Source organism: Brucella anthropi ATCC 49188 (assembly GCF_000017405.1).
Classification (GTDB): Bacteria; Pseudomonadota; Alphaproteobacteria; order Rhizobiales; family Rhizobiaceae; genus Brucella; species Brucella anthropi.
In genome coordinates this window covers 2,152,800-2,172,970 of sequence record NC_009667.1, presented here as the reverse complement: position 1 = coordinate 2,172,970, position 20,171 = coordinate 2,152,800, and the positions used below count along the sequence as shown (strand labels likewise).

Here is a 20,171-nt window from a genome sequence, read left to right as displayed (position 1 = left end):
ATCAGGTCGAGCCTGGAATACGCGTAGCGCAGGTTAAAGATATTTCCGCAGCCAGCCAGTGGAAAGCTCCATTGCCGCACCCAATGCGCGCTTTGAAAGGCTCCCCTCTTCAACAGATTGCGCTGTAAAAACAGGAACATCGCGAAGAATACTACCATTAAGCTCCAGCCGAAGAACGCCGACCTGCTGGTTGTCGGCAACAGGTGCATCGAGTGGACCCTTATAGACAATACGCGCTTTCAGCTTGTTGCGACCGTCCTTGGGCAACAACAGCTCGACGCGATCCTTGACCTTCAACGGCACGTGCGTGAGCGCACCACCGAAAACTTGCGCCTCACCCACGATTTCATCCGCCGGATAAAGCTGCACATCATCAAATGCCGTCATCCCCCATTGCAGGAGACGCTTTGCTTCTTCTTCACGCTCCTTGATGCTGGCAAGGCCGCTCATCGCCAGATAAAGCCTGCGACCGTTCTGTTCCGCCGACCCGACCAGCGCAAAGCCCGATGCTTCCGTAAAGCCTGTTCCCATGCCGTCAGCCCCGACATCAAGCCGCAACAACGGATTGCGGTTGCGCTGCATGATGTTGTTCCAGGTGAAGGCCGGCTGAGCATAGTACTTATAGTATTCAGGATGGGCGGTTCGTATGTGCCGCGCCAATCTGACCAAATCCTGCAGCGAGACTACTTGTCCTTCAGCAGGCAACCCCGTGGAATTTACGAACTTGGAGCCGATCAAGCCTAGCTCCTTCGCGCGGTCATTCATGCGGTCTGCGAAAGCCTGCTCGCTGCCTGCCAGTCCTTCTGCCAGTACGATAGCTCCGTCATTCGCCGACTGAACAATCATTCCTTGCAAAAGATCAGCGACGGTCGGCGTCGACTTGATACGCGCGAACATCGTTGACGTCCCCGAGGGTGCACCTCCGGTTCTCCATGCATTTTCGCTGACGGTGTATGGTGTACCGAGTGTCGTGGCACCCTGTTCGAGCGCTTCGAATACCACTTCCGCAGTCATCAGCTTGACAAGTGACGCAGGAGGAATCGGAACATTGGCATTCTTGGAGAGAAGCACAGTTCCGCTCCGGTCATCGACGAGCAAGACCTGCGGAGCTTTTGTAACGAATGCAGCTTCGACAGGTGCCGCCAAGCTAGCAACCGGCACGGCAACAGCCAGCGAAACGCCGACAGTGACGGCACGAGCAAACACCAGTGTTTTTGAAATCAGCCCCATGCAAATCCCGTTACGTGAGCAATGTGATAGAGCTTACGCAACGAATCCGACCAAAATCAATATGCCAGTGTTTATCACCGTATCGTGAGCGATCAATCGAGACGCACCACAAACGCATTTTCTGCGCCGACCTTCCAGGCCGCACGCAGCAGAGCATCATTTCCACCCTTCTCGGCCACGGCTGTCAACTCGTACAACTCACTGGTTTCGGTCGGAATCTTCGTGAGCGTAAATCTGATTGAGCCTGGCAATGAAGCCTGAACCTGCCTGGCCTCTTCAAGCGTCTTGAATGTGCCAATCTCAACATATTCGCCGTGTTCCTCGGCTTCACGACGCTTCCAGGCGCTTGAGATCGCATCCTTGGTCAGGATGCTGCCATAGGCGCGCTCTTCGGCATAGGCTGTTGCTGCAAGCCGGTCAGACGCATAGCCCGCGAGACCGCTGACACCGGCAGCATTAGCCACTCCAAAGCTTGAGCCGGGGCGCTGCGACGGTACCGGTACATTTGCCGGTAACATTGGAGCTGCTCCACCCGACGGATCGCTATAAGCAGGATCGACAGCAAAAGGTGAGTTTTCAGGTATAGGCGCGGATACCGGAACCGCATCCATTACAGGCATCGGAACGCGTGACTTCGGTGAGGTCGGCGTCGGCCCGTTCATTGCCATCATGACGCCAGTTGCGGGCTGGCCGATCGCATCGCCACCTGCCGGACGGTACGACGCCATCAGAAATGCATCATCATTGCCGTTCAACGGAGCTCTTCCGACATATTCGACCTTCACATTCGCTGTACCGTGATGCTGGTAATCAAGCATTTCGGCAGCTTTCTGGGAAAGATCGATCACGCGATCATATTCGTATGGACCACGGTCGTTCACACGCACGATCACCGAACTGCCATTGGCGAGATTGGTCACGCGGGCATAGCTCGGCAACGGCATCGTTGGATGCGCAGCGGTCAAATGTGTCATGTCGTAGACTTCACCATTGGCAGTCAGACGACCGTGAAAAGCTTCACCATACCAAGAGGCATGGCCGACCTTGACGTATTTCTTGTCTTCCTTGGGATAATACCAGCGACCTTTGACCTTGTAGGGCTGACCGGTCTGATCGCGCCCGCCACCACGTGGTAGAGGCTTTCCTTTCGAAAAGGCTACGCGTGGGCTGGCTTTCACGCCATATTTGGATTCGGCGAAATATTCCTTCGAGCGCTTTGTCTTCGATTTCGGCTGCGGTGCCGATGCACAACCCGCCAAGGCAACAGCAATGGCCATAAACGACAATATAACGACAGAACTGCGCTTATCGCGCAGCTTCACTGCCTTGCCGTTGACCGAATGTTTCAGCCCTCGTTTCGAATCCATACGCCACACGCCCGTTACTCAACAACACAACCGGAAACGCTGGTTGCGCCTTTTAGAATTTAGTGATGTCACCGATTCATTGACGGATCATTAAAGCTTTTGGAATTCCGCGTATTTTGAGTCGCATTGAACGGCACGGGCTCTACGCGGACGCGCCATGAATGTCCTGAATTGTGGAACAATCGCTCCTTCGAAACGTTGAATTTTCAACAGGAAGGAGAACAAAAATGTTGAGAGCAATGATCCTTTGGCTGATGGGGGTTCCACTCGTTGTCGTGCTGCTTATCTGGTATTTTTTCTTTTAAATGTGGAACGTTCAGATCCTTCAATCGTTATTCATACGGCTCTTATGACCTCCGAGCCAGTCACCTAACGTCATGGATTAGGCCCGCTCCAACAAGGCGGGTCTTTTTTTGCGTGATCAACATCACGGCCTCAATTTTGAATCTGGCATGTAAACATTGATTGCTTTGCGCAGCAGACGAAAATGGGCTGGTGTCCAGGTTGACAGTTCACCATCTGTGTTTACAGCACGCGGCTTCTTGGTGCGCACAATAACTTCGGTCGTCGGAAAAGCCCGCACATCATCCCATTTGGAATGGGTCCCACGACGCAGGCTTGGTAGCAGGCGCAAAAGTTTCCACCAGTGATCGACTTCCAGACTATAGAAATCCAGCTTACCGTCATCCACTGTCGCATCCTTTTCGACAGCCATACCGCCGCCGTAGAATTTTCCATTCCCGACAGAGACTTGCAACGTACGGATTTTCTCCGTCATGCCGTCATGTTCCAGATAGGCTGTGAAAAGCTCGGAGCGCATGAGGATGCGCGCTGCGACAATCGCATAACCGAGCTTCCCCCATTTCTTCTTCGCCGCGGAACTCAGTTGCTGTGCCAGTTCGGCACTGAAACCGATACTTGCGACATTGAAATAAAGGTGACCGTTCACCTCACCCAGATCGATGGGCTGCACCTCGTAGGATGCAAGGCGACGCGCTGCCTCAACTGGATCGGCAGGAATGCCGATGGTTCGGGCAAAATCGTTTGCGGTTCCGAGCGGAAGGATTGAAAGCGGCAATCCGGTTTCCATCAATCCTTTGGCCGCAGCGTTCAGCGAACCATCGCCACCACCGACAATAACCAGATCGCAATCTCTTTCACGAAGGATCACATCTGAAATTGTCTCATCGTCCTGCGGATTTCGTTCTATGAGCTGGAGGCCACCGCGTTCCAATGCTGCACGAATATCCGCGCCGTATCCCCTGCCATTCCGGGCATGTGGGTTTACGATAAGTAGTGCTCGGCGCTTTGTGGTCTTACCCATGGACTTCCTGTCATCTGCAACAGCCTGCGAATCTGGCTGCATGGCTGGGAGCGTTACCTGCAGATGGCCTCTCAATCCTGGATATCAATGGAACGGTTCATGAAAAATTTGTCACGGTACTGTAGTGTTTCGTGAGGTCATGAGACCGCATGTAGTGAAAAGGCCGACCTGTCGACAAAACAGTTTGACGAGACCAGAAAGAGAACATAGCTTGGCAAAACCAACTGTAAAACTTTCTAAAGCGGCCTCGTCGAATTTGTCGCTAATCGACTGAAATACATTACAGTTTGCGGGTATGATGTAATGGTAGCCTGTCAGCTTCCCAAGCTGAACGCGCGGGTTCGATTCCCGCTACCCGCTCCAACACAATCGCTCGCACAAGTGTCAGAGACTAGCGAACATTTTCTCCGGTTTTTGGATCGACCTTCACCTCCACCTTGGCGCCAGCCTTGGTGACATATTCGATCTCGTAATAACCACGATCATTCCAGTCGACTTCATCAATGAAAGCAGTATCCGCGCTCTGTTCGATTTTCGCGATTATTTCCGAAAGCTTGGTGCCTTCCGGTGGTGGAGCGGCATAGGCCGCAGCAACAGACAGACCAAGAAACAAAGTCGTAACAGCAAGACGCATGGTTATCTCCTTTAGCTATCCTAAAAGAGTAGGACTTCAGGCGTCTTCTTCAAGGCTAATGAGCATTACTTTATGATGGGGCTTATCGAACCGGTGAAGGTTTGATCTATCATCGCAGAGAGTTTAGGCTCTGCTCCAGACAAGATGACGACGATCGCTAGCATCAGTATCAAAGGCGCAGCAAGAATGCCGCTCCTTACAGCCGGTTCGAGAATGCGCCGGGTTTTCTTGCTTCGCGTGGATTGCTGATCTCTCATGCAACTAACAGTAGTCGAGCAGACTTAATTGCCTATTAAATAATGTAGTTAATGCGTTATTAGCGCCCAACTACCGCTTAGTTTCCCTTGTTTCCGCGATATATATTGACCCCGAGCTCACGAATTTTCTTGCGCAGCGTGTTCCGATTTAATCCCAGAAGGTCTGCCGCCTTGATTTGATTTCCACGTGTTGCCGTAAGACAGGCAAGGATCAAGGGATATTCCAGTTCCGCCAGAACCCGATGGTAGAGACCTGGAGGCGGCAAATCGGCACCGAATGACGCGAAGTAACGCTGCATATTCTGCTCGACAGCCTGCGATATGGAAATGTTCTCCATATCGCCACCACCGGCAGGAACGATATCCGGCTTGGCCAGTTCAGACTTCAATTCGGTTTCGATGATCTCCGGCGATATTTCCTCTTGCGGATAAAGCGCCGCAAGTCTTCGCACGAGATTTTCCAGCTCACGCACATTTCCAGGCCATGGGTACCGGCGCATCATTTCCAGGCCAGCAGTGCTGATACGTTTTTCGGGCAGACCTTCTTCGGCAGCCCGCTTGAAAAAATGGCGCACGAGATCGGCCACATCCTCGCTGCGCTCGCGAAGCGGCGGCAAGCGCAGAGGCACGACGTTCAGCCGATAATAAAGGTCTTCGCGGAAAAGTCCTTGTGCAATCAACTGCCGCAAATCCTTGTTGGTTGCTGCAACGATGCGCACATCGGTCTTGATCGGCGTGCGTCCGCCGACTGTCATATATTCGCCCTGTTGCAGCACACGCAAAAGTCGGGTTTGTGCTTCCATCGGCATATCGCCGATTTCGTCGAGAAACAGTGTTCCACCATTCGCCTGCTCGAAGCGACCGCTCGAGCGGTTTTGTGCGCCGGTAAAAGCGCCCTTCTCGTGCCCGAACAACTCAGACTCGATCAGGTCGCGTGGGATTGCCGCCATATTGATCGCAACAAACGGTCCTTTTCGACGGCGTCCATATTCGTGCAGGGCGCTCGCAACCAGTTCCTTGCCCGTACCGGATTCACCCGTAACCATCACGGTCAAATCCGTCTGCATCATGCGCGCCAGCACACGGTATATTTCCTGCATCGCAGGCGAACGGCCCACCAGCGGCATGTTATCTGCCTGCTCATCCGATAGAGCGGCAATGGGCTTGTGTTTTGGTTCAGACAGCGCACGACCGACGATATTAATGAGTTCCGTCAAATCGAATGGCTTCGGCAGATATTCGTAGGCTCCCGCCTCGGATGCCCTAATTGCCGTCATGAATGTGTTCTGCGCGCTCATCACCACAACCGGCAGGTCGGGACGCATCTTCTTGATGCGCGGCAGAAGATCAAAGGCATTCTCGTCCGGCATATTGACGTCGGTTATGACAAGGTCACCGTCACCTGCCGCCACCCATCGCCAGAGCGAGGCAGCATTGGAAGTCACGCGCACATCGTAACCTGCTCGCGACAATGCCTGGTTCAGCACGGTCCGAATGGCTGCATCGTCATCCGCCACCAATATGGTTCCCGTCGGACGTCCTGCGATCATGCGTTGTCTCCAGTATTTCCAGCTGCCAGTTCAGTATTTTTCCATGCGGGCATCAGAACGCGGAAAGTCGTGCGCGTAGGATGGCTGTCACATTCGATAATACCGCCATGATCACCAATGATCTTCGCAACGAGTGCCAGTCCCAGCCCCGAACCATTGGTCTTCGTGGTCACGAAGGGATCGAACAAATGCGGCAGCATATCCTGCGGCACACCGGGTCCGTTATCGTGTACACAGAATTCGAGAGGCAGGGCCACCCTATCCCGCGCGCCCGGCACCTGCAGACGAATACCTGGACGATAAGCCGTGGACAGGACAATCTCGCCGCCCTCACGATCGCCTATGGCTTCCGAGGCATTCTTCAGGAGATTGAGAAAGATCTGCACGAGCTGGTCACGATTGGCGAAAACCGGCGGGAGAGAAGGATCATAATCTTCCACAAAGCGGATCTTCCGTGCGAACCCGTTCTTCGCAATCGCCTTCACATGATCCAGAACCGCGTGAATGTTGACCGCAGAGCGCTCGATGGGGCGCTCGTCCGAGAAAACTTCCATGCGGTCAACCAGTGAAACAATCCGATCCGTTTCGTCGGTAATGAGGCGCGCAAGCGCTCGATCTTCATCGCTGACAACCTGCTCCAGCAATTGTGCCGCACCGCGGATACCGGATAAAGGGTTTTTGATTTCATGGGCCAGCATTGAGGCAAGCCCGGTCACGGACCGCGCAGCACCTCGATGCGTCATCTGGCGGTCTATCTTTTCAGCCATCGTCTTTTCCTTGAAGAGGATGACCACAGCTCCCGGCAGCTCCGCTACAGGCGCTACGTAAACATCAACGATGCGCTCTGCCCCAAGACGCGGCGACGAGACATCGACGCGATATTCGTTCACCGGCATCTGACTGGTGCGAACCTGATCGACGAGTGCCAGAAGTGGGCTGCCAAAGGGCAGAAAGGATTCCAGCCGGTTGCGCGCCAGAATGGACGAACCGGAACGAAAGAACTGTTCCGCGTCCAGATTGGCATAGGCGATATAATTCTCGGCGCTAACCATGATAACCGGTTGGCTGATCGCATCGAGTACAACTGACGGAATACCGTTCGTTTCGATTCTCTCGCGCATCAGGCAACCTCTTTGAGCGCGGTTTCAGGAACTTCGCGCATGAATATACGACGCAAGGCATCGATGACGGCTTTTCGATCGGTCAGGGTCATGACTTCTGCTTTCTCGATTGGCGTACATGCAGCGCCAGCAAGACGATCAAGATACCAGCCGAGATGTTTGCGCGAATGACGGATGCCCGTCGTACTTCCATAATGCTCGAGCATATCTTCGTAGTGCTTTATAATATAATCAAGAATTTCACTTCGTGACTGTGGGGCAAGATCGCTTCCAGCAATTGCACCAGCCAGCCACGGTTGTCCATAAGAGGCACGCCCGACCATCACGGCATCCGCTCCAGAACGGCGTAAAATTTCCTCCGCATCAGGTCGACACGCCACGTCTCCGTTGGCAATCAGAGGAATCCTGACTGCATCCCGGACGGCGTGAATTGCATTCCAGTCCGCTTTACCTTCATAGAACTGACAACGCGTGCGCCCATGGACCGTCACCATGGCGATACCGGCGCCTTCAGCGCGCCTTGCAAGTTCAGGTGCGTTGATACTTTTCTCGTCCCATCCCAGCCGCATCTTGAGTGTGACCGGAACGCGGACCGCGTTAACTGTGGCCTCGACGAGGGTCATTGCGTGATCGAGATCGCGCATCAGCGCAGACCCCGAATAACCGCCCGTCACTTTCTTGGCCGGACACCCCATATTGATATCGATGATATCAGCGCCTTCACCTTCGGCGATCCTGGCCGCCTCGCCCATCCAGTGTGCTTCTCGTCCCGCGAGCTGCACGACATGCGTTCCAAGCCCCTCGCCTGAGAGGCGCAGAAGGCTTTCCTTGTGACGGTTACAGAGTTCGGCGCTGGCGACCATTTCAGACACGACCATGCCAGCGCCAGCCTCTGCGGCACGCCTGCGGAACGGAAGGTCCGAAACGCCGGACATCGGCGCGAGGAAAACGCGATTGGCAAGGGCCACACCGCCAATGGTCAAAGGTTGATCGAGAAAACTCACCAATAAATGCCTATTTGATGTGCATAGTGCAATTAGCACATACATTAATCAGTCTCAATTTTCAACGCAAGGAAAAGCGCGCGCAAAATCACGATAAATCAATTGCCGTCTGGCATTTATCTGCACAAGGCATTATTCGGCTTGAAAAGGCAAATTTGAACAGATGCAACCTTTGGCAGAGGCGACAACCATTTCAAAGATAGCAGCAGTCATTGTGGCAGCTGGCCGCGGAGAGCGAGCCGGGCAGAGCATCGAAGGGCCGAAACAATACCGGCGCATCGGTGGCGAAGCCGTACTTGCCCGCACTTTGCGCGCTTTTATCGACTGCCCGCTGGTTGATAGCATCGTTGTCGTCATTCATCCTGACGACCATGTGCTTTACGAACGCGCCCTCCAGGAAAACTGCGACACCATTCTCGTCGTGAATGGCGGCGCTACCCGGCAGGAATCAACGCGCCTTGGTCTCCTCGCATTGCGAGATTATGCACCGCAATATGTCATGATCCATGATGGTGTGAGACCGTTTGTCAGTCAGGATTTACTGAAGCGTATCGTCGAAAATCTCGCGCCTGATGAAGGCGTTCTACCGGCTCTGGCAGTTTCGGACACTCTGAAACAGTCAGCCACAGACGGAACAGTAAAAACGACGGTGCCTCGCGTTGGTCTTTTTGCTGCACAGACCCCCCAAGCATTTCCCTATACGCCAATCCTTGATGCACATGAAAAGGCCTTCGCGATCAGTCGCTCTGATTTCACGGATGATGCTGCCATTGCCGAATGGCAAAGTATCGCTGTCCGCATCATCGAAGGATCGGCGGACAATACAAAGCTTACCTGGGCAAAGGATATCGAAATGGCTGACAAACGCCTGCGGCAAGACCACGTCTCGTTTCCCGACATTCGTACTGGCAATGGCTATGACGTCCATTCCTTTGAACCCGGCGATCATGTGACGCTGTGCGGTGTGAAAATTCCCCACGAAGCGAAACTCAATGGCCACTCGGACGCCGATGTTGGACTTCATGCACTGACCGACGCCCTGCTTGCGACGCGAGGAGCGGGCGATATCGGCACGCATTTCCCGCCTTCCGACCCACAATGGAAAGGCGCTGCTTCCCGCATCTTTATCGAACATGCTGCCAATATCGTACGTGAAGCTGGCGGTCGTATCGCCAATGTCGACGTGACCTTTATCAGCGAAGCACCGAAGATCGGCCCACATCGTGCAGCAATGACGGAAGCTCTTTGCGACATGCTGGGAATTGCCGCCGATCGCGTTTCCATCAAAGCGACGACCAATGAAAAGCTGGGCTTCGTCGGACGCCGTGAAGGTATCGCTGCCATTGCAACGGCAACCGTCATCTATCCCGGCGAGGTTCCCGAATGAGCGCGCTCATCGCAGAAGACAAAGCTATTGCCGTACTGGAAGCCTGCCGCAAGGCCGGTGTAATGATCGCGATGGCCGAGTCTTGCACAGGCGGGCTAATAGCTGGATGTCTGACCGACATCGCCGGTTCGTCCGATGTCGTGGATCGCGGCTTCGTTACTTATTCCAACGAAGCGAAAGCCGAAATGATCGGTGTTCCGATGGAATTGATCAATCGCGTTGGCGCTGTCTCGAAAGAAGTGGCGCTTTCCATGGCTGAAGGGGCACTTTCTCGCTCCCGCGCCGGTGTAACGGTGGCGGTTACGGGCGTTGCGGGGCCAGGTGGCGGTTCCGATGAAAAACCTGTCGGTCTCGTGCACATCGCATCGGCACGAAAAGGCCACCCGCCCCTTCATCGCGAATACCATTTCGGTCCAAAAACCAGAGCCGAAATCCGCCACGCGACGGTTCTCGCCGCACTGGACCTCGTTCTCAAAAACCTTCGATAGTCTGAAGCATATACTTTTATTCGTCGTGCCCTATCCTTGTCTTTGATCAGACAAGGAGAACATGGCGATGCGTTTCGATGGTAAGGTGGCAATCGTTACAGGTGGGGCAAGTGGCATCGGCGAAGCGACTGTTCGGGCTTTTGTTAGCGAGGGAGCGAATGTCGTTATCGCGGATTATTCGGAGCATGGCCAGCAACTGGCCAACGAGCTTGCAGGCGGCACCGAACGGGCAATATTCGTCAAAACCGATGTAACCGATACGAAAGCCGTGCAGGCGTTGATTGCAAAAACCGTCGAAACTTATGGTCGCCTCGACATCATGTTCGCCAATGCAGGCATCGCCGCAGATGGCCCGATAGACGAGCTGGATGAAACTGCATGGCAGAAAACCATCGATATCAACCTTACCGGTGTCTATCTTTGCGATAAATACGCGATTGACCAGATGCGCTCACAGGGCGGCGGAGTGATCGTGAATTGCGGCTCCATTCACAGTCATGTCGGGAAATCCGGCGTCACCGCCTATGCGGCTGCAAAGGGCGGCGTAAAACTTCTGACGCAGACACTTGCCATTGATTACGGTGCGCAGAACATCCGGGTGAACGCGGTTTGTCCCGGCTATATCGATACGCCGCTTCTCAAGGATATACCCGACGACAAGAAACAGGCTCTAGTAGCCCTGCATCCTATAGGTCGTCTCGGTCGCGCCGAAGAAGTAGCCAGCGTCGTGCTTTTTCTGGCAAGCGACGAATCTTCCTTCGTCACGGGAGCATCCATACTGGTCGATGGCGGCTATACGGCGCAGTAAAAGCACATCCTGAAAAGTGTGAAACGGTTTTCAGATAAGATGTGCGTGAAAAGAAGAAAATGAGGGCCCCGGAAAACCAGGGCTTTTCTCAGGTTAATCCGTATATCTGATCGGCCCGCTTCTCAAACGCTTCGGAAAATTTTTTGAAAGCGAGATCGAACATCGTTCCCATGAGAAGACCGAGGGTACGGCTCTTGAACTCATAATCGATGAAAAATTCGACATCGCACTCACTTCCGTCTCCTACCGGCTTGAAGGTCCAGCGGTTGTCGAGATAGCGAAACGGCCCGTCGAGATATTTTACATCAATGACGTTTTCCTCGGGCTTCAGCAGCACCTGACTGGTGAATGTCTCACGGATAAGCTTGTAACCAACTGTCATGTCGGCAATGAGAAGAGCCTTACCGTCACGCTCCTTGCGGGAGCGAACAGACAAGGCCTCGCACATTGGCAGAAACTGCGGATATTTCTCGACATCCGCAACGAGACCGAACATTTGCTCTGCCCGGTGATGTACCCGCCTGACGGTCGTAAACTGCGGCATTTCCTGTCTTAGGCCCGTGCAGAGATCTGCGCCTCACGCGCGGCTCTCAGCTTCGCGAAATCGTCGCCAGCGTGATGCGATGAACGCGTCAGCGGACTGGATGCAACCAGCAGGAAGCCCTTCGTCCGACCAATCGTCTCGAACGACTTGAATTCGTCGGGTGTCACGAAGCGAATGACAGGATGATGCTTGCGGGTCGGCTGGAGATATTGGCCGATGGTCATAAAATCCACATCAGCCGAACGCAGATCATCCATCAACTGAAGGATTTCATTCCGCTCCTCGCCAAGACCGACCATGATACCGGATTTGGTGAAAATGGTTGGGTCCAGTTCCTTGACGCGCTGCAGCAGGCGGATCGAATGGAAATAACGAGCGCCAGGACGAACCTTCAGATAACGCGACGGCACAGTTTCCAGATTGTGGTTGAACACGTCCGGGCGAGCCCTGACCACGACTTCGAGAGCACCTTCCTTGCGCAGGAAATCCGGCGTCAGGATTTCAATCGTGGTAGCAGGAGTAGCTTCGCGGATCGCCTGAATGACCTCAGCAAAATGCTGCGCACCACCATCGGCAAGATCGTCGCGATCCACCGATGTTATAACCACATGCGTCAGACCCATCTGCTTGACGGCCTTGGCAACATTCTCGGGTTCGTTCGGATCGAGCGCAGTCGGGATACCGGTCGAGACGTTACAGAAAGCACAGGCACGCGTGCAGATCTCGCCCATGATCATGAAGGTCGCGTGCTTCTTTTCCCAGCACTCGCCGATGTTCGGGCAACCTGCCTCTTCGCAAACCGTAACCAGCTTGTTTGAGCGAACGATATCGCGCGTTTCGCTGTAGCCGCGTGAGACAGGAGCCTTGACACGAATCCACTCGGGCTTCTTCAGGACAACATTGTCCGGACGATGCGCCTTCTCGGGATGCCGCTCACGCTTGCCTTGGTTCACCAGATCGAGAACTGTAACCATGCTTTTTCCTGCCTATCCGAAGCATTTTCATGAATGGACCTGAAATGCTCCCAAATTCGGTTCGGTCCTAATCCCTGCCTTCAACCCTGTCAACTTGAGCGATTTGCTACTCATCGCCGCGCCGCCAGTCCAAGAGCCCGGAAAACTAATGCCCATATCAGGCCAAATACCAAGCCTGCAGCGCCGAGCGCCAATGTGAGTACCCAGACCCCATACCAACCGGTTATGGCCATTCCGTTGACCGATATGGTGTTGCCGCCAAGAACACTCAAGGTGCCGGCTGCAAACCCCAGCACCAATCCTCCAACAGTACACCATTTAATGATCGGCCAGGCGGCACGCCGCCATGGCCCTCCGTTCTCGATCAGCGGAATGAGCGTCCCTCCGTATTATGCGTTCAGCACACGACCATACGCATCCAGAACGCTTTCCTTCATCATCTCGGAAAGGGTCGGGTGCGGGAAGACCGAATGCATCAGCTCTTCCTCAGTCGTTTCAAGGTTCATGGCGATCACGAAACCCTGGATGAGTTCAGTCACTTCCGCACCGACCATATGAGCACCAAGCAGCTGTCCCGTCTTCTTGTCGAAGATGGTCTTAACCAGTCCCTGATCTTCACCGAGCGCAATCGCCTTGCCATTTGCAGCAAACGAATAGCGACCAACGCGGATATCGTAGCCCTTTTCCTTGGCCTTTGCTTCGGTCAGACCAACGGAAGCGACCTGCGGGTTACAGTAGGTGCAGCCCGGAATCATGTTCTTTTCGAGCGGATGAACATTCGGAAGGCCTGCAATCTTCTCGATGCAGATAACGCCTTCATGCTCGGCCTTGTGTGCTAGCATTGGCGGACCGGCAACATCGCCGATAGCATAGATGCCAGCAACGTTGGTCTTGCCATATCCATCAATGACGACGCATCCACGGTCTGTTTTCACACCGAGTGCTTCAAGGCCAAGATTTTCGATATTACCCTGAACGCCAACTGCCGAGATCATACGGTCCACGGTCAACGACTGCGTCTTGCCGTCCTTGGTCTCGATATGGGCGGTCACATTATTTGCACCCTTCTCGACCTTGGTAACCTTGGCATCGGTAATGATCCTCAGGCCACGCTTTTCAAGCTGTTTGCGCGCGAGTGCGGAAATCTCCGCATCTTCAACCGGCATGATCTGCGGCATCAATTCCACGACCGTCACGTCAACGCCCATGTCATTGTAGAAAGAGGCAAACTCGATACCAATCGCACCCGACCCCATAACCAGCATAGACTTCGGCAGTTCCTGCGGAACCATTGCTTCGAAATAGGTCCAGATCAGCTTGCCATCCGGCTCAATGCCCGGCAAAGAGCGCGGACGTGCGCCAGTGGCGACGATAACGTGCTTCGCCTTGTAGGTGCCCTCGCCCAGAACGCCCTTCGGAACAGGGTTCTGCGGTTGCATCGGCTGCTTTGACGACTTGCCGACCGAAATCTCAACCGGATTGTTGCCCGAAGCAGCCTTTACAAGCTTTGCCTCGCCCCAGATCACGTCGATCTTGTTCTTCTTCATCAGGAAGCCGACGCCGCCATTAAGACGTGCGGACACACCGCGCGACCGCTGTACCACAGCCGTCACATCAGGTATGATCGTTCCTTCCAGCTTCAGGCCGTAATCCTTGGCGTGTTCGCCAAAATGCAGGATTTCAGCCGAGCGCAAAAGCGCCTTGGTCGGAATACAGCCCCAGTTGAGGCAAATGCCACCCAGATGTTCACGCTCAACGATAGCCGTCTTCAGGCCAAGCTGCGCAGCGCGGATTGCGGTAACATAGCCACCCGGGCCCGAGCCGATAACAATAACGTCGTAAATGTCGGCCATATTGTCCTGCCTTTGCTCAGTTCACTTCTCGGGTGAGCAGCACCCAGTCGTGTCTTTTGTCCTGCCCAATGCGTTCTATCGCTTCGAGCCGCTCAATTTCCTTGAAACCATGGGCGCCGTAAAGGGAAAGCGCCACATCGTTGTGGCTTTCGGTTATCAGGCTGATTGCCGGATTACCGTTCCGGTACGCCAGGTCGATCTCGTTTGCGACGAGTGCACGGCCAATACCTTTGCCGCGAAACTCCCGATAAACGCCAACACTATCTATAAAACGGTTGCCAATGACCTTGCGCTGCATCGCGATCAGCTGATCCGTAACCGGATGTTTTTCAGGCAGATCGTTGATACTTTCGTCCACAGTGAAGCCGATGGAAAGCCCGGCAATATCGCCGGCCCATTCGGCTATCGTCACGCTCTGCCAGCCTTCGCTCCCGTCAGCGCGCATATATTGCCGACCGCGTTCCATGGCCGTTTCGGTTCGCCCGTCAAGAACGGCCCCGTACCAGAGCCATGACGCAAAACCGTGCGAAGAGATATCGACAAGAATGGCGATCTCTGCGGCTTCACGGCGTTCAGCCGGGCGTAGGTTCGGTTGTCCAGCCATTCAAAAACCTCAGGCGTCGAGTTCAGCAGAACGCGACGCCCTTGAAGTTGATCAATCAGACCAGCATACCCATCGGGTTTTCGATGTGACGCTTGAAGGCCTGTGCAAGTTCAGCAGCCAACGCGCCGTCGACGGCACGATGATCGGTTGAAAGGGTTACAGACATAACGGTCGCAACCTTGATTTCACCGTTCTTGACCACTGCACGCTGTTCACCTGCGCCGATTGCGAAAATGGTCGCATGCGGCGGATTGATGATCGCGGCAAAGTCCTTCACGCCAAACATGCCAAGGTTGGACACGGAGGTCGAACCGCCCTGATATTCTTCAGGCTTCAGCTTGCGATCACGCGCACGCTTGGCAAGGTCCTTCATCTCATTGGAGATAGCGGACAGCGTCTTCGAGTCCGACTGACGCACGATTGGAGTAATCAGACCGCCCGGAATGGAGACTGCAACGCCGACATCAGCACGCTTGTGCTTGACCATACCGCCTTCAGTCCAAGAGACATTGGCTTCAGGAATGTCACGCAGTGCAAGAGCAACAGCCTTGATCACCAGATCGTTGACAGAAAGCTTGTAGGCCGGAACCTCACCCTTTTCAGTCTTGATCATCGGTGCGGCTGCATTGATCTGCGAACGCAGAGCCAGAAGTGCATCCAGTTCGCAATCAATCGTCAGATAGAAATGCGGAACAGTCTGCTTCGATTCCACCAGACGGCGGGCAATGGTTTTGCGCATACCATCGTGAGGAACAATCTCGTAAGTGCCTTCCTCAAAGAGCTTGAGAACGGCTTCATCCGACATCGGCTTCGGTGCGGCAGCAGAGGCAGCTTCCGCCTTCGGCGCAGCAGCCTTGGCACCACCGGAAGCCAGAGCAGCTTCCACATCGCGCTGAACGACACGGCCGTGCGGACCGGTACCCTTCACAGCGGCGATATCGACACCGGATTCCTTGGCGATACGGCGTGCAAGCGGCGACGCAAACACGCGGTCACCCTTATTCGCAGCAGCGGGCTGCTCTGCCTTGGCTGGTGCAGGCACCGCTGCAGGAGCTGCAGCTGGCTTCGGCTCTTCCTTGGGAGCCTCGACCTTTGCTTCTGTGTTCGGAGCCGAAGCCGCGCCCTTTGCGGCAGCCGCCACGTCCTCGCCTTCTTCGGCGAGGATAGCGATCAGCGCATTGACCTTGACGCCTTCGGAGCCAGCGGGAACCACGAGCTTGGCAATCGTGCCCTCGTCCACAGCTTCCACTTCCATCGTGGCCTTGTCGGTCTCGATTTCAGCAATAACATCGCCAGGAGCGATCTTGTCGCCTTCCTTGACCAGCCATTTCGACAGGTTGCCTTCTTCCATCGTCGGAGAAAGCGCTGGCATGGTGATATTGATCGGCATGTCCAGACCCTTTCGTTACGCGGTATAGGTAACGGCTTTCACCGCTTCGACCACTTCGGCGACAGTCGGCAGCGCCAGCTTTTCCAGATTTGCCGCATAAGGCATCGGAACATCCTTACCAGCAATGGTCAGGATCGGCGCATCGAGATAATCGAAAGCCTGCTGCATGACGCGGGTGGCGATTTCCGTACCAACGGACGACTGCGGGAAACCTTCTTCCACAGTCACCAGTCGGCCAGTCTTCTTGACTGATTCGACGACAGTCGGAATATCCATCGGGCGGATCGTGCGCAGATCGATGATTTCAACATCAATACCCTGCTGGGCCAGCTCTTCAGCCGCCTTGACGGCGTAGGTCATGCCGATACCGAACGAAACAATGGTGGCGTCTTTGCCCTGCTTGTGAATGCGGGCCTTGCCAATCGGCAGCACGAAATCGTCAAGCTTCGGCACATCGAAATGATGACCGTACAGGATTTCGTTTTCGAGGAAGATCACCGGATTCGGATCGCGAATGGCAGCCTTCAGCAAGCCCTTGGCGTCGGCTGCCGTGTACGGCATGACGACCTTGAGACCCGGAATGTGGCTGTACCAGGCCGCATAGCACTGCGAGTGCTGGGCAGCAACGCGTGCAGCAGCACCGGATGGGCCACGGAAGACCATCGGAGCGCCCATCTGTCCACCGGACATATAAAGCGTCTTGGCAGCAGAGTTCACGATCTGGTCGATTGCCTGCATGGCAAAGTTAAAGGTCATGAATTCAACGATCGGACGCAGACCCGCAAAAGCCGCGCCAACACCTACACCGGCAAAACCATGTTCGGTGATCGGAGTATCGACAACACGCTTGGAACCGAATTCGTCGAGAAGTCCCTGCGTTACCTTGTAAGCGCCCTGATATTCGGCGACTTCTTCGCCCATCACGAAAACATTCGGATCACGGCGCATTTCTTCGGCCATAGCATCACGAAGCGCTTCACGAACTGTCGTGGAAACCATTTCGGTGCCAGCCGGGATGTCCGGGTCGGACGCGACTTCGAGTGCTGGAGCCTTTGGAGCAGCCGGAACAGAATCAGCCTTCTTCTCTTCGGCTTTTGGCTCTTCCTTGGCTTCGCTCGATGGTGCCTCGGCTTTGGCCGCCGGAGCAGAACCGATGTCGGAAGCGCTTTCACCGTCACCGAGAAGCACGGCAATCGGCGTATTGACCTTCACGCCTTCGGTGCCTTCATCGACAAGAATTTTGCCGATCGTGCCTTCATCGACAGCTTCGACTTCCATCGTCGCCTTGTCGGTTTCAATTTCGGCGATCACATCGCCGGACGTAACCTTGTCGCCTTCTTTCTTCAGCCATTTGGAGAGCTTGCCCTCTTCCATGGTTGGGGAAAGTGCGGGCATGAGAATTTCTACGGGCATGACAACACCTTCCTGGAATTAGAGCAGAATATCCGTGTAGAGCTCGGATGCATCCGGCTCCGGATCGTTTTGAGCGAAATCAGCAGAATCAGCGACAATGTCGCGGACATCCTTGTCGATTTCCTTCAGCTCTTCCTCGGTTGCCCAACCCTTGTCGATCAGACGCTGCTTGACCTGTTCGATCGGATCATGCTCGGAGCGCATCTTCTGCACTTCTTCCTTCGAACGATACTTTGCCGGATCCGACATGGAGTGACCGCGGTAACGGTAGGTCTGCATGTCGAGAATGATCGGCCCCTTGCCGGAACGCGTCCATTCCACGGCCAGATCGGCAGCAGCCTTGACCGCACGAACGTCCATGCCATCTACCTGGATACCCGGAATATTGAAAGAGAGACCGCGCTTCGAGAAGTCCGTTTCTGCGGACGAGCGCGAAACCGATGTGCCCATGGCGTAGCGGTTGTTCTCGATGATGTAGACTACCGGCAGCTTCCATAGCGATGCCATGTTGAAGCTTTCGTAGACCTGACCCTGATTGGAAGCGCCATCGCCGAAATAGGTCAGCGTTACATTGTCGTTGTCGCGATAGCGATTCGCGAATGCAAGGCCTGTGCCGAGCGAAACCTGCGCACCGACGATACCATGACCGCCGTAGAAGTTCTTCTCTTTGGAGAACATGTGCATGGAGCCGCCCTTGCCCTTGGAAAGGCCGCTGCGACGTCCGGTCAGTTCAGCCATCACGCCGCGCGCGCTCATGCCAGCTGCAAGCATATGACCATGATCGCGATAGGCGGTGATTACCTGATCACCTTCCTTCAGCGCCATCTGCATGCCGACCACCACGGCCTCCTGGCCGATATAAAGGTGGCAGAAGCCTCCAATGAAGCCCATGCCATAAAGCTGGCCGGCTTTTTCTTCGAAACGCCGGATCAACAGCATTTCGCGATAAGCGTCCAGCTCCTGCTTCTTGTCGAAGTTCACAGGTGCAGGTGCCTTGGGTGCAGTCACAGAAGACGCCTGCGTTTTGCTAGCAGGCGACTTTTTAGCCCTCGGTGCCATATCTCGCTCCCTAAATTGTCGTTCTATTGTGACGTTATACGGGCATATCACAAGATACAATATGCGCCCAGAGCATAGCTGCTATGTCGCCAAGCCCTTAAAAACATATCACAAAAAGACAATTAACCGGATTTCAGTTAATTTGAACGGTCTTCCCTGGAGGTGATAATTGTCACTTCATCGGGATGGGAGAGATTAAGCGCTCTGCGTGCCTGCTCGTCAAGCATATCCTTCTCAATGGAACCGTCGCGCAAAAGCGTGACTCGTTTTTCGAGCGCGTTGCGATCTGCCGTCACCTGTTCAAGCTGCTTGGCCAGAAGACTTTTCTGCTCTTCCAGCTGGATACGGGAGTAGAGACCATATTCGCCGTGATAGGCGTGAAAGCCGAAGTAACTCAGAAATGCAGCCGTCAGAATGGGCAACACAAAACGCCCACGGATCGATTTACGCTTCTGCTTGGTCCACATTTCGGCTTCCTTCCCGGATATTCGGTGCCACTACGAATCCTGCGAAGGGCATCAATCCGAATTCCACCATCAAGCATTATTTTGCTTAACAGAGATTTACCAAGAACCGATGTCAGGAACAGTCGGGACTAGTTTTCGCAACAGCTGGAAGAAGTGAACCTCGCGCAAACCATTCAAACCCGTCAGGAATCGAGAACGGCTCACCATAAAGACGAGCCGCTCATTCAGATTGTTAAAATGTTTGACAGGATCAAACGTCTACAATTGTGGAAAACCCGCCCATGATCATGCGCTTGCCGTCGAATGGCATCTGGTCACCCATCGCCTTCATACGCGGATCACTCATCATTTTGCTATTTGCAGCGTCGCGCGTTGCCTTGTCGGGATATTCGAACCAGGAGAAAACAACCTCCTCGTCGGCCTCAGCCTTAACCGCACGTCGAAAATCGGTGACCTTGCCATCCGGCACATCATCCCCCCATGCTTCGACCATACGCGTCACGCCAAACTCCTTGAATAATACAGCAGCTTCGGCGGCATGCTTGCGATAGAGTTCCTTGTTCGCCTTGGGGACGGCGACAACAAATCCTTCGATATAAGCCATTTTCTCTCTCCCGTTGTTAACTCCCCCACGGCTTCATCATCTGAATTCCAAGCCGCTGCCTCATCTGCTCAAACACCAATGTAATAACATTGA

The 20,171-nt window shown here is 54.4% G+C and carries 20 protein-coding genes and 1 tRNA gene; 4 read left to right on the top strand and 17 right to left on the bottom strand.

Annotated elements, in window-relative coordinates:
* Positions 1-33: 33 nt before the first annotated feature.
* The 3 genes from OANT_RS10775 to OANT_RS10765 form a co-directional block, all read right to left on the bottom strand.
* Positions 34-1,230: a D-alanyl-D-alanine carboxypeptidase family protein gene (locus OANT_RS10775; RefSeq protein ID WP_012091986.1), complete on the bottom strand. Its 1,197-nt coding sequence runs from the start codon at positions 1,228-1,230 to the stop codon at positions 34-36.
* A 92-nt stretch (positions 1,231-1,322) separates the two neighbouring features.
* The gene (locus tag OANT_RS10770; RefSeq protein WP_012091985.1) at positions 1,323-2,597 is read right to left on the bottom strand and encodes a septal ring lytic transglycosylase RlpA family protein; all 1,275 of its coding nucleotides are present in this window, start codon (positions 2,595-2,597) and stop codon (positions 1,323-1,325) included.
* 427 nt (positions 2,598-3,024) lie between these two features.
* Positions 3,025-3,921 carry a lipid kinase gene (locus tag OANT_RS10765; RefSeq protein WP_012091984.1) on the bottom strand — a complete coding sequence of 299 codons (897 nt, stop codon included), beginning with the start codon at positions 3,919-3,921 and terminating at the stop codon, positions 3,025-3,027.
* 289 nt (positions 3,922-4,210) lie between these two features.
* Between OANT_RS10765 and OANT_RS10760 the strand changes: the two genes are divergently transcribed.
* Positions 4,211-4,284: transfer RNA gene (locus tag OANT_RS10760), tRNA-Gly, on the top strand.
* A 28-nt stretch (positions 4,285-4,312) separates the two neighbouring features.
* Here OANT_RS10760 and OANT_RS10755 read toward each other — a convergent pair.
* From OANT_RS10755 to dusB, 4 genes are all read right to left on the bottom strand, one after another.
* Complete coding sequence (locus tag OANT_RS10755; RefSeq protein ID WP_012091983.1) at positions 4,313-4,555, bottom strand: PepSY domain-containing protein; 243 nt, start codon at positions 4,553-4,555, stop codon at positions 4,313-4,315.
* A gap of 334 nt (positions 4,556-4,889) precedes the next feature.
* Positions 4,890-6,362 carry a nitrogen regulation protein NR(I) gene (gene ntrC / locus OANT_RS10745; RefSeq protein WP_012091982.1) on the bottom strand — a complete coding sequence of 491 codons (1,473 nt, stop codon included), beginning with the start codon at positions 6,360-6,362 and terminating at the stop codon, positions 4,890-4,892.
* On the bottom strand, positions 6,359-7,483 hold the full coding sequence (locus OANT_RS10740) for a two-component system sensor histidine kinase NtrB (RefSeq protein ID WP_012091981.1): 1,125 nt from the start codon (positions 7,481-7,483) through the stop codon (positions 6,359-6,361). Before OANT_RS10740 ends, ntrC begins: the two co-directional genes overlap by 4 nt.
* On the bottom strand, positions 7,483-8,487 hold the full coding sequence (gene dusB, locus OANT_RS10735) for a tRNA dihydrouridine synthase DusB (RefSeq protein WP_172488792.1): 1,005 nt from the start codon (positions 8,485-8,487) through the stop codon (positions 7,483-7,485). Before dusB ends, OANT_RS10740 begins: the two co-directional genes overlap by 1 nt.
* 163 nt (positions 8,488-8,650) lie before the next feature.
* Here dusB and OANT_RS10730 point away from each other — a divergent pair, with 163 nt between their 5' ends.
* The 3 genes from OANT_RS10730 (at position 8,651) to OANT_RS10720 (ending at position 11,170) form a co-directional block, all read left to right on the top strand.
* Entirely contained in the window at positions 8,651-9,874 is a 1,224-nt protein-coding gene (locus tag OANT_RS10730; RefSeq protein ID WP_012091979.1) for a bifunctional 2-C-methyl-D-erythritol 4-phosphate cytidylyltransferase/2-C-methyl-D-erythritol 2,4-cyclodiphosphate synthase, read from the top strand.
* Positions 9,871-10,362, top strand: a complete 492-nt coding sequence (locus OANT_RS10725; protein WP_012091978.1) for a CinA family protein — start codon at positions 9,871-9,873, stop codon at positions 10,360-10,362. Before OANT_RS10730 ends, OANT_RS10725 begins: the two co-directional genes overlap by 4 nt.
* A 67-nt stretch (positions 10,363-10,429) precedes the next feature.
* Positions 10,430-11,170 (top strand): SDR family NAD(P)-dependent oxidoreductase, encoded by a 741-nt coding sequence (locus OANT_RS10720; RefSeq protein ID WP_012091977.1) that lies wholly within the window; start codon positions 10,430-10,432, stop codon positions 11,168-11,170.
* An 88-nt stretch (positions 11,171-11,258) separates the two neighbouring features.
* Here the strand turns inward: OANT_RS10720 and OANT_RS10715 are convergent, their stop codons facing one another.
* From OANT_RS10715 to OANT_RS10675, 10 genes are all read right to left on the bottom strand, one after another.
* Positions 11,259-11,714, bottom strand: a complete 456-nt coding sequence (locus OANT_RS10715) for a type II toxin-antitoxin system RatA family toxin (protein ID WP_010660013.1) — start codon at positions 11,712-11,714, stop codon at positions 11,259-11,261.
* An 8-nt stretch (positions 11,715-11,722) separates the two neighbouring features.
* Positions 11,723-12,688: a lipoyl synthase gene (gene lipA / locus OANT_RS10710; protein ID WP_012091976.1), complete on the bottom strand. Its 966-nt coding sequence runs from the start codon at positions 12,686-12,688 to the stop codon at positions 11,723-11,725.
* A 110-nt stretch (positions 12,689-12,798) separates the two neighbouring features.
* The gene (locus tag OANT_RS25640) at positions 12,799-12,984 is read right to left on the bottom strand and encodes a hypothetical protein (RefSeq protein ID WP_012091975.1); all 186 of its coding nucleotides are present in this window, start codon (positions 12,982-12,984) and stop codon (positions 12,799-12,801) included.
* A 93-nt stretch (positions 12,985-13,077) separates the two neighbouring features.
* Positions 13,078-14,541, bottom strand: coding sequence for a dihydrolipoyl dehydrogenase (gene lpdA / locus OANT_RS10705; protein ID WP_012091974.1), 1,464 nt, complete (start codon positions 14,539-14,541; stop codon positions 13,078-13,080).
* Positions 14,542-14,557: 16 nt separating this feature from the next.
* Positions 14,558-15,145, bottom strand: a complete 588-nt coding sequence (locus OANT_RS10700; RefSeq protein ID WP_012091973.1) for a GNAT family N-acetyltransferase — start codon at positions 15,143-15,145, stop codon at positions 14,558-14,560.
* Positions 15,146-15,200: 55 nt separating this feature from the next.
* The gene (locus OANT_RS10695) at positions 15,201-16,535 is read right to left on the bottom strand and encodes a pyruvate dehydrogenase complex dihydrolipoamide acetyltransferase (RefSeq protein ID WP_012091972.1); all 1,335 of its coding nucleotides are present in this window, start codon (positions 16,533-16,535) and stop codon (positions 15,201-15,203) included.
* A gap of 15 nt (positions 16,536-16,550) precedes the next feature.
* Positions 16,551-17,948: a pyruvate dehydrogenase complex E1 component subunit beta gene (locus OANT_RS10690; RefSeq protein WP_012091971.1), complete on the bottom strand. Its 1,398-nt coding sequence runs from the start codon at positions 17,946-17,948 to the stop codon at positions 16,551-16,553.
* A gap of 18 nt (positions 17,949-17,966) precedes the next feature.
* Positions 17,967-19,007, bottom strand: a complete 1,041-nt coding sequence (gene pdhA, locus OANT_RS10685) for a pyruvate dehydrogenase (acetyl-transferring) E1 component subunit alpha (RefSeq protein ID WP_012091970.1) — start codon at positions 19,005-19,007, stop codon at positions 17,967-17,969.
* A 137-nt stretch (positions 19,008-19,144) separates the two neighbouring features.
* On the bottom strand, positions 19,145-19,474 hold the full coding sequence (locus OANT_RS10680) for an FtsB family cell division protein (protein WP_010660005.1): 330 nt from the start codon (positions 19,472-19,474) through the stop codon (positions 19,145-19,147).
* A 250-nt stretch (positions 19,475-19,724) separates the two neighbouring features.
* Entirely contained in the window at positions 19,725-20,078 is a 354-nt protein-coding gene (locus OANT_RS10675) for a DUF1428 domain-containing protein (protein WP_010660004.1), read from the bottom strand.
* Positions 20,079-20,171 lie beyond the last annotated feature (93 nt).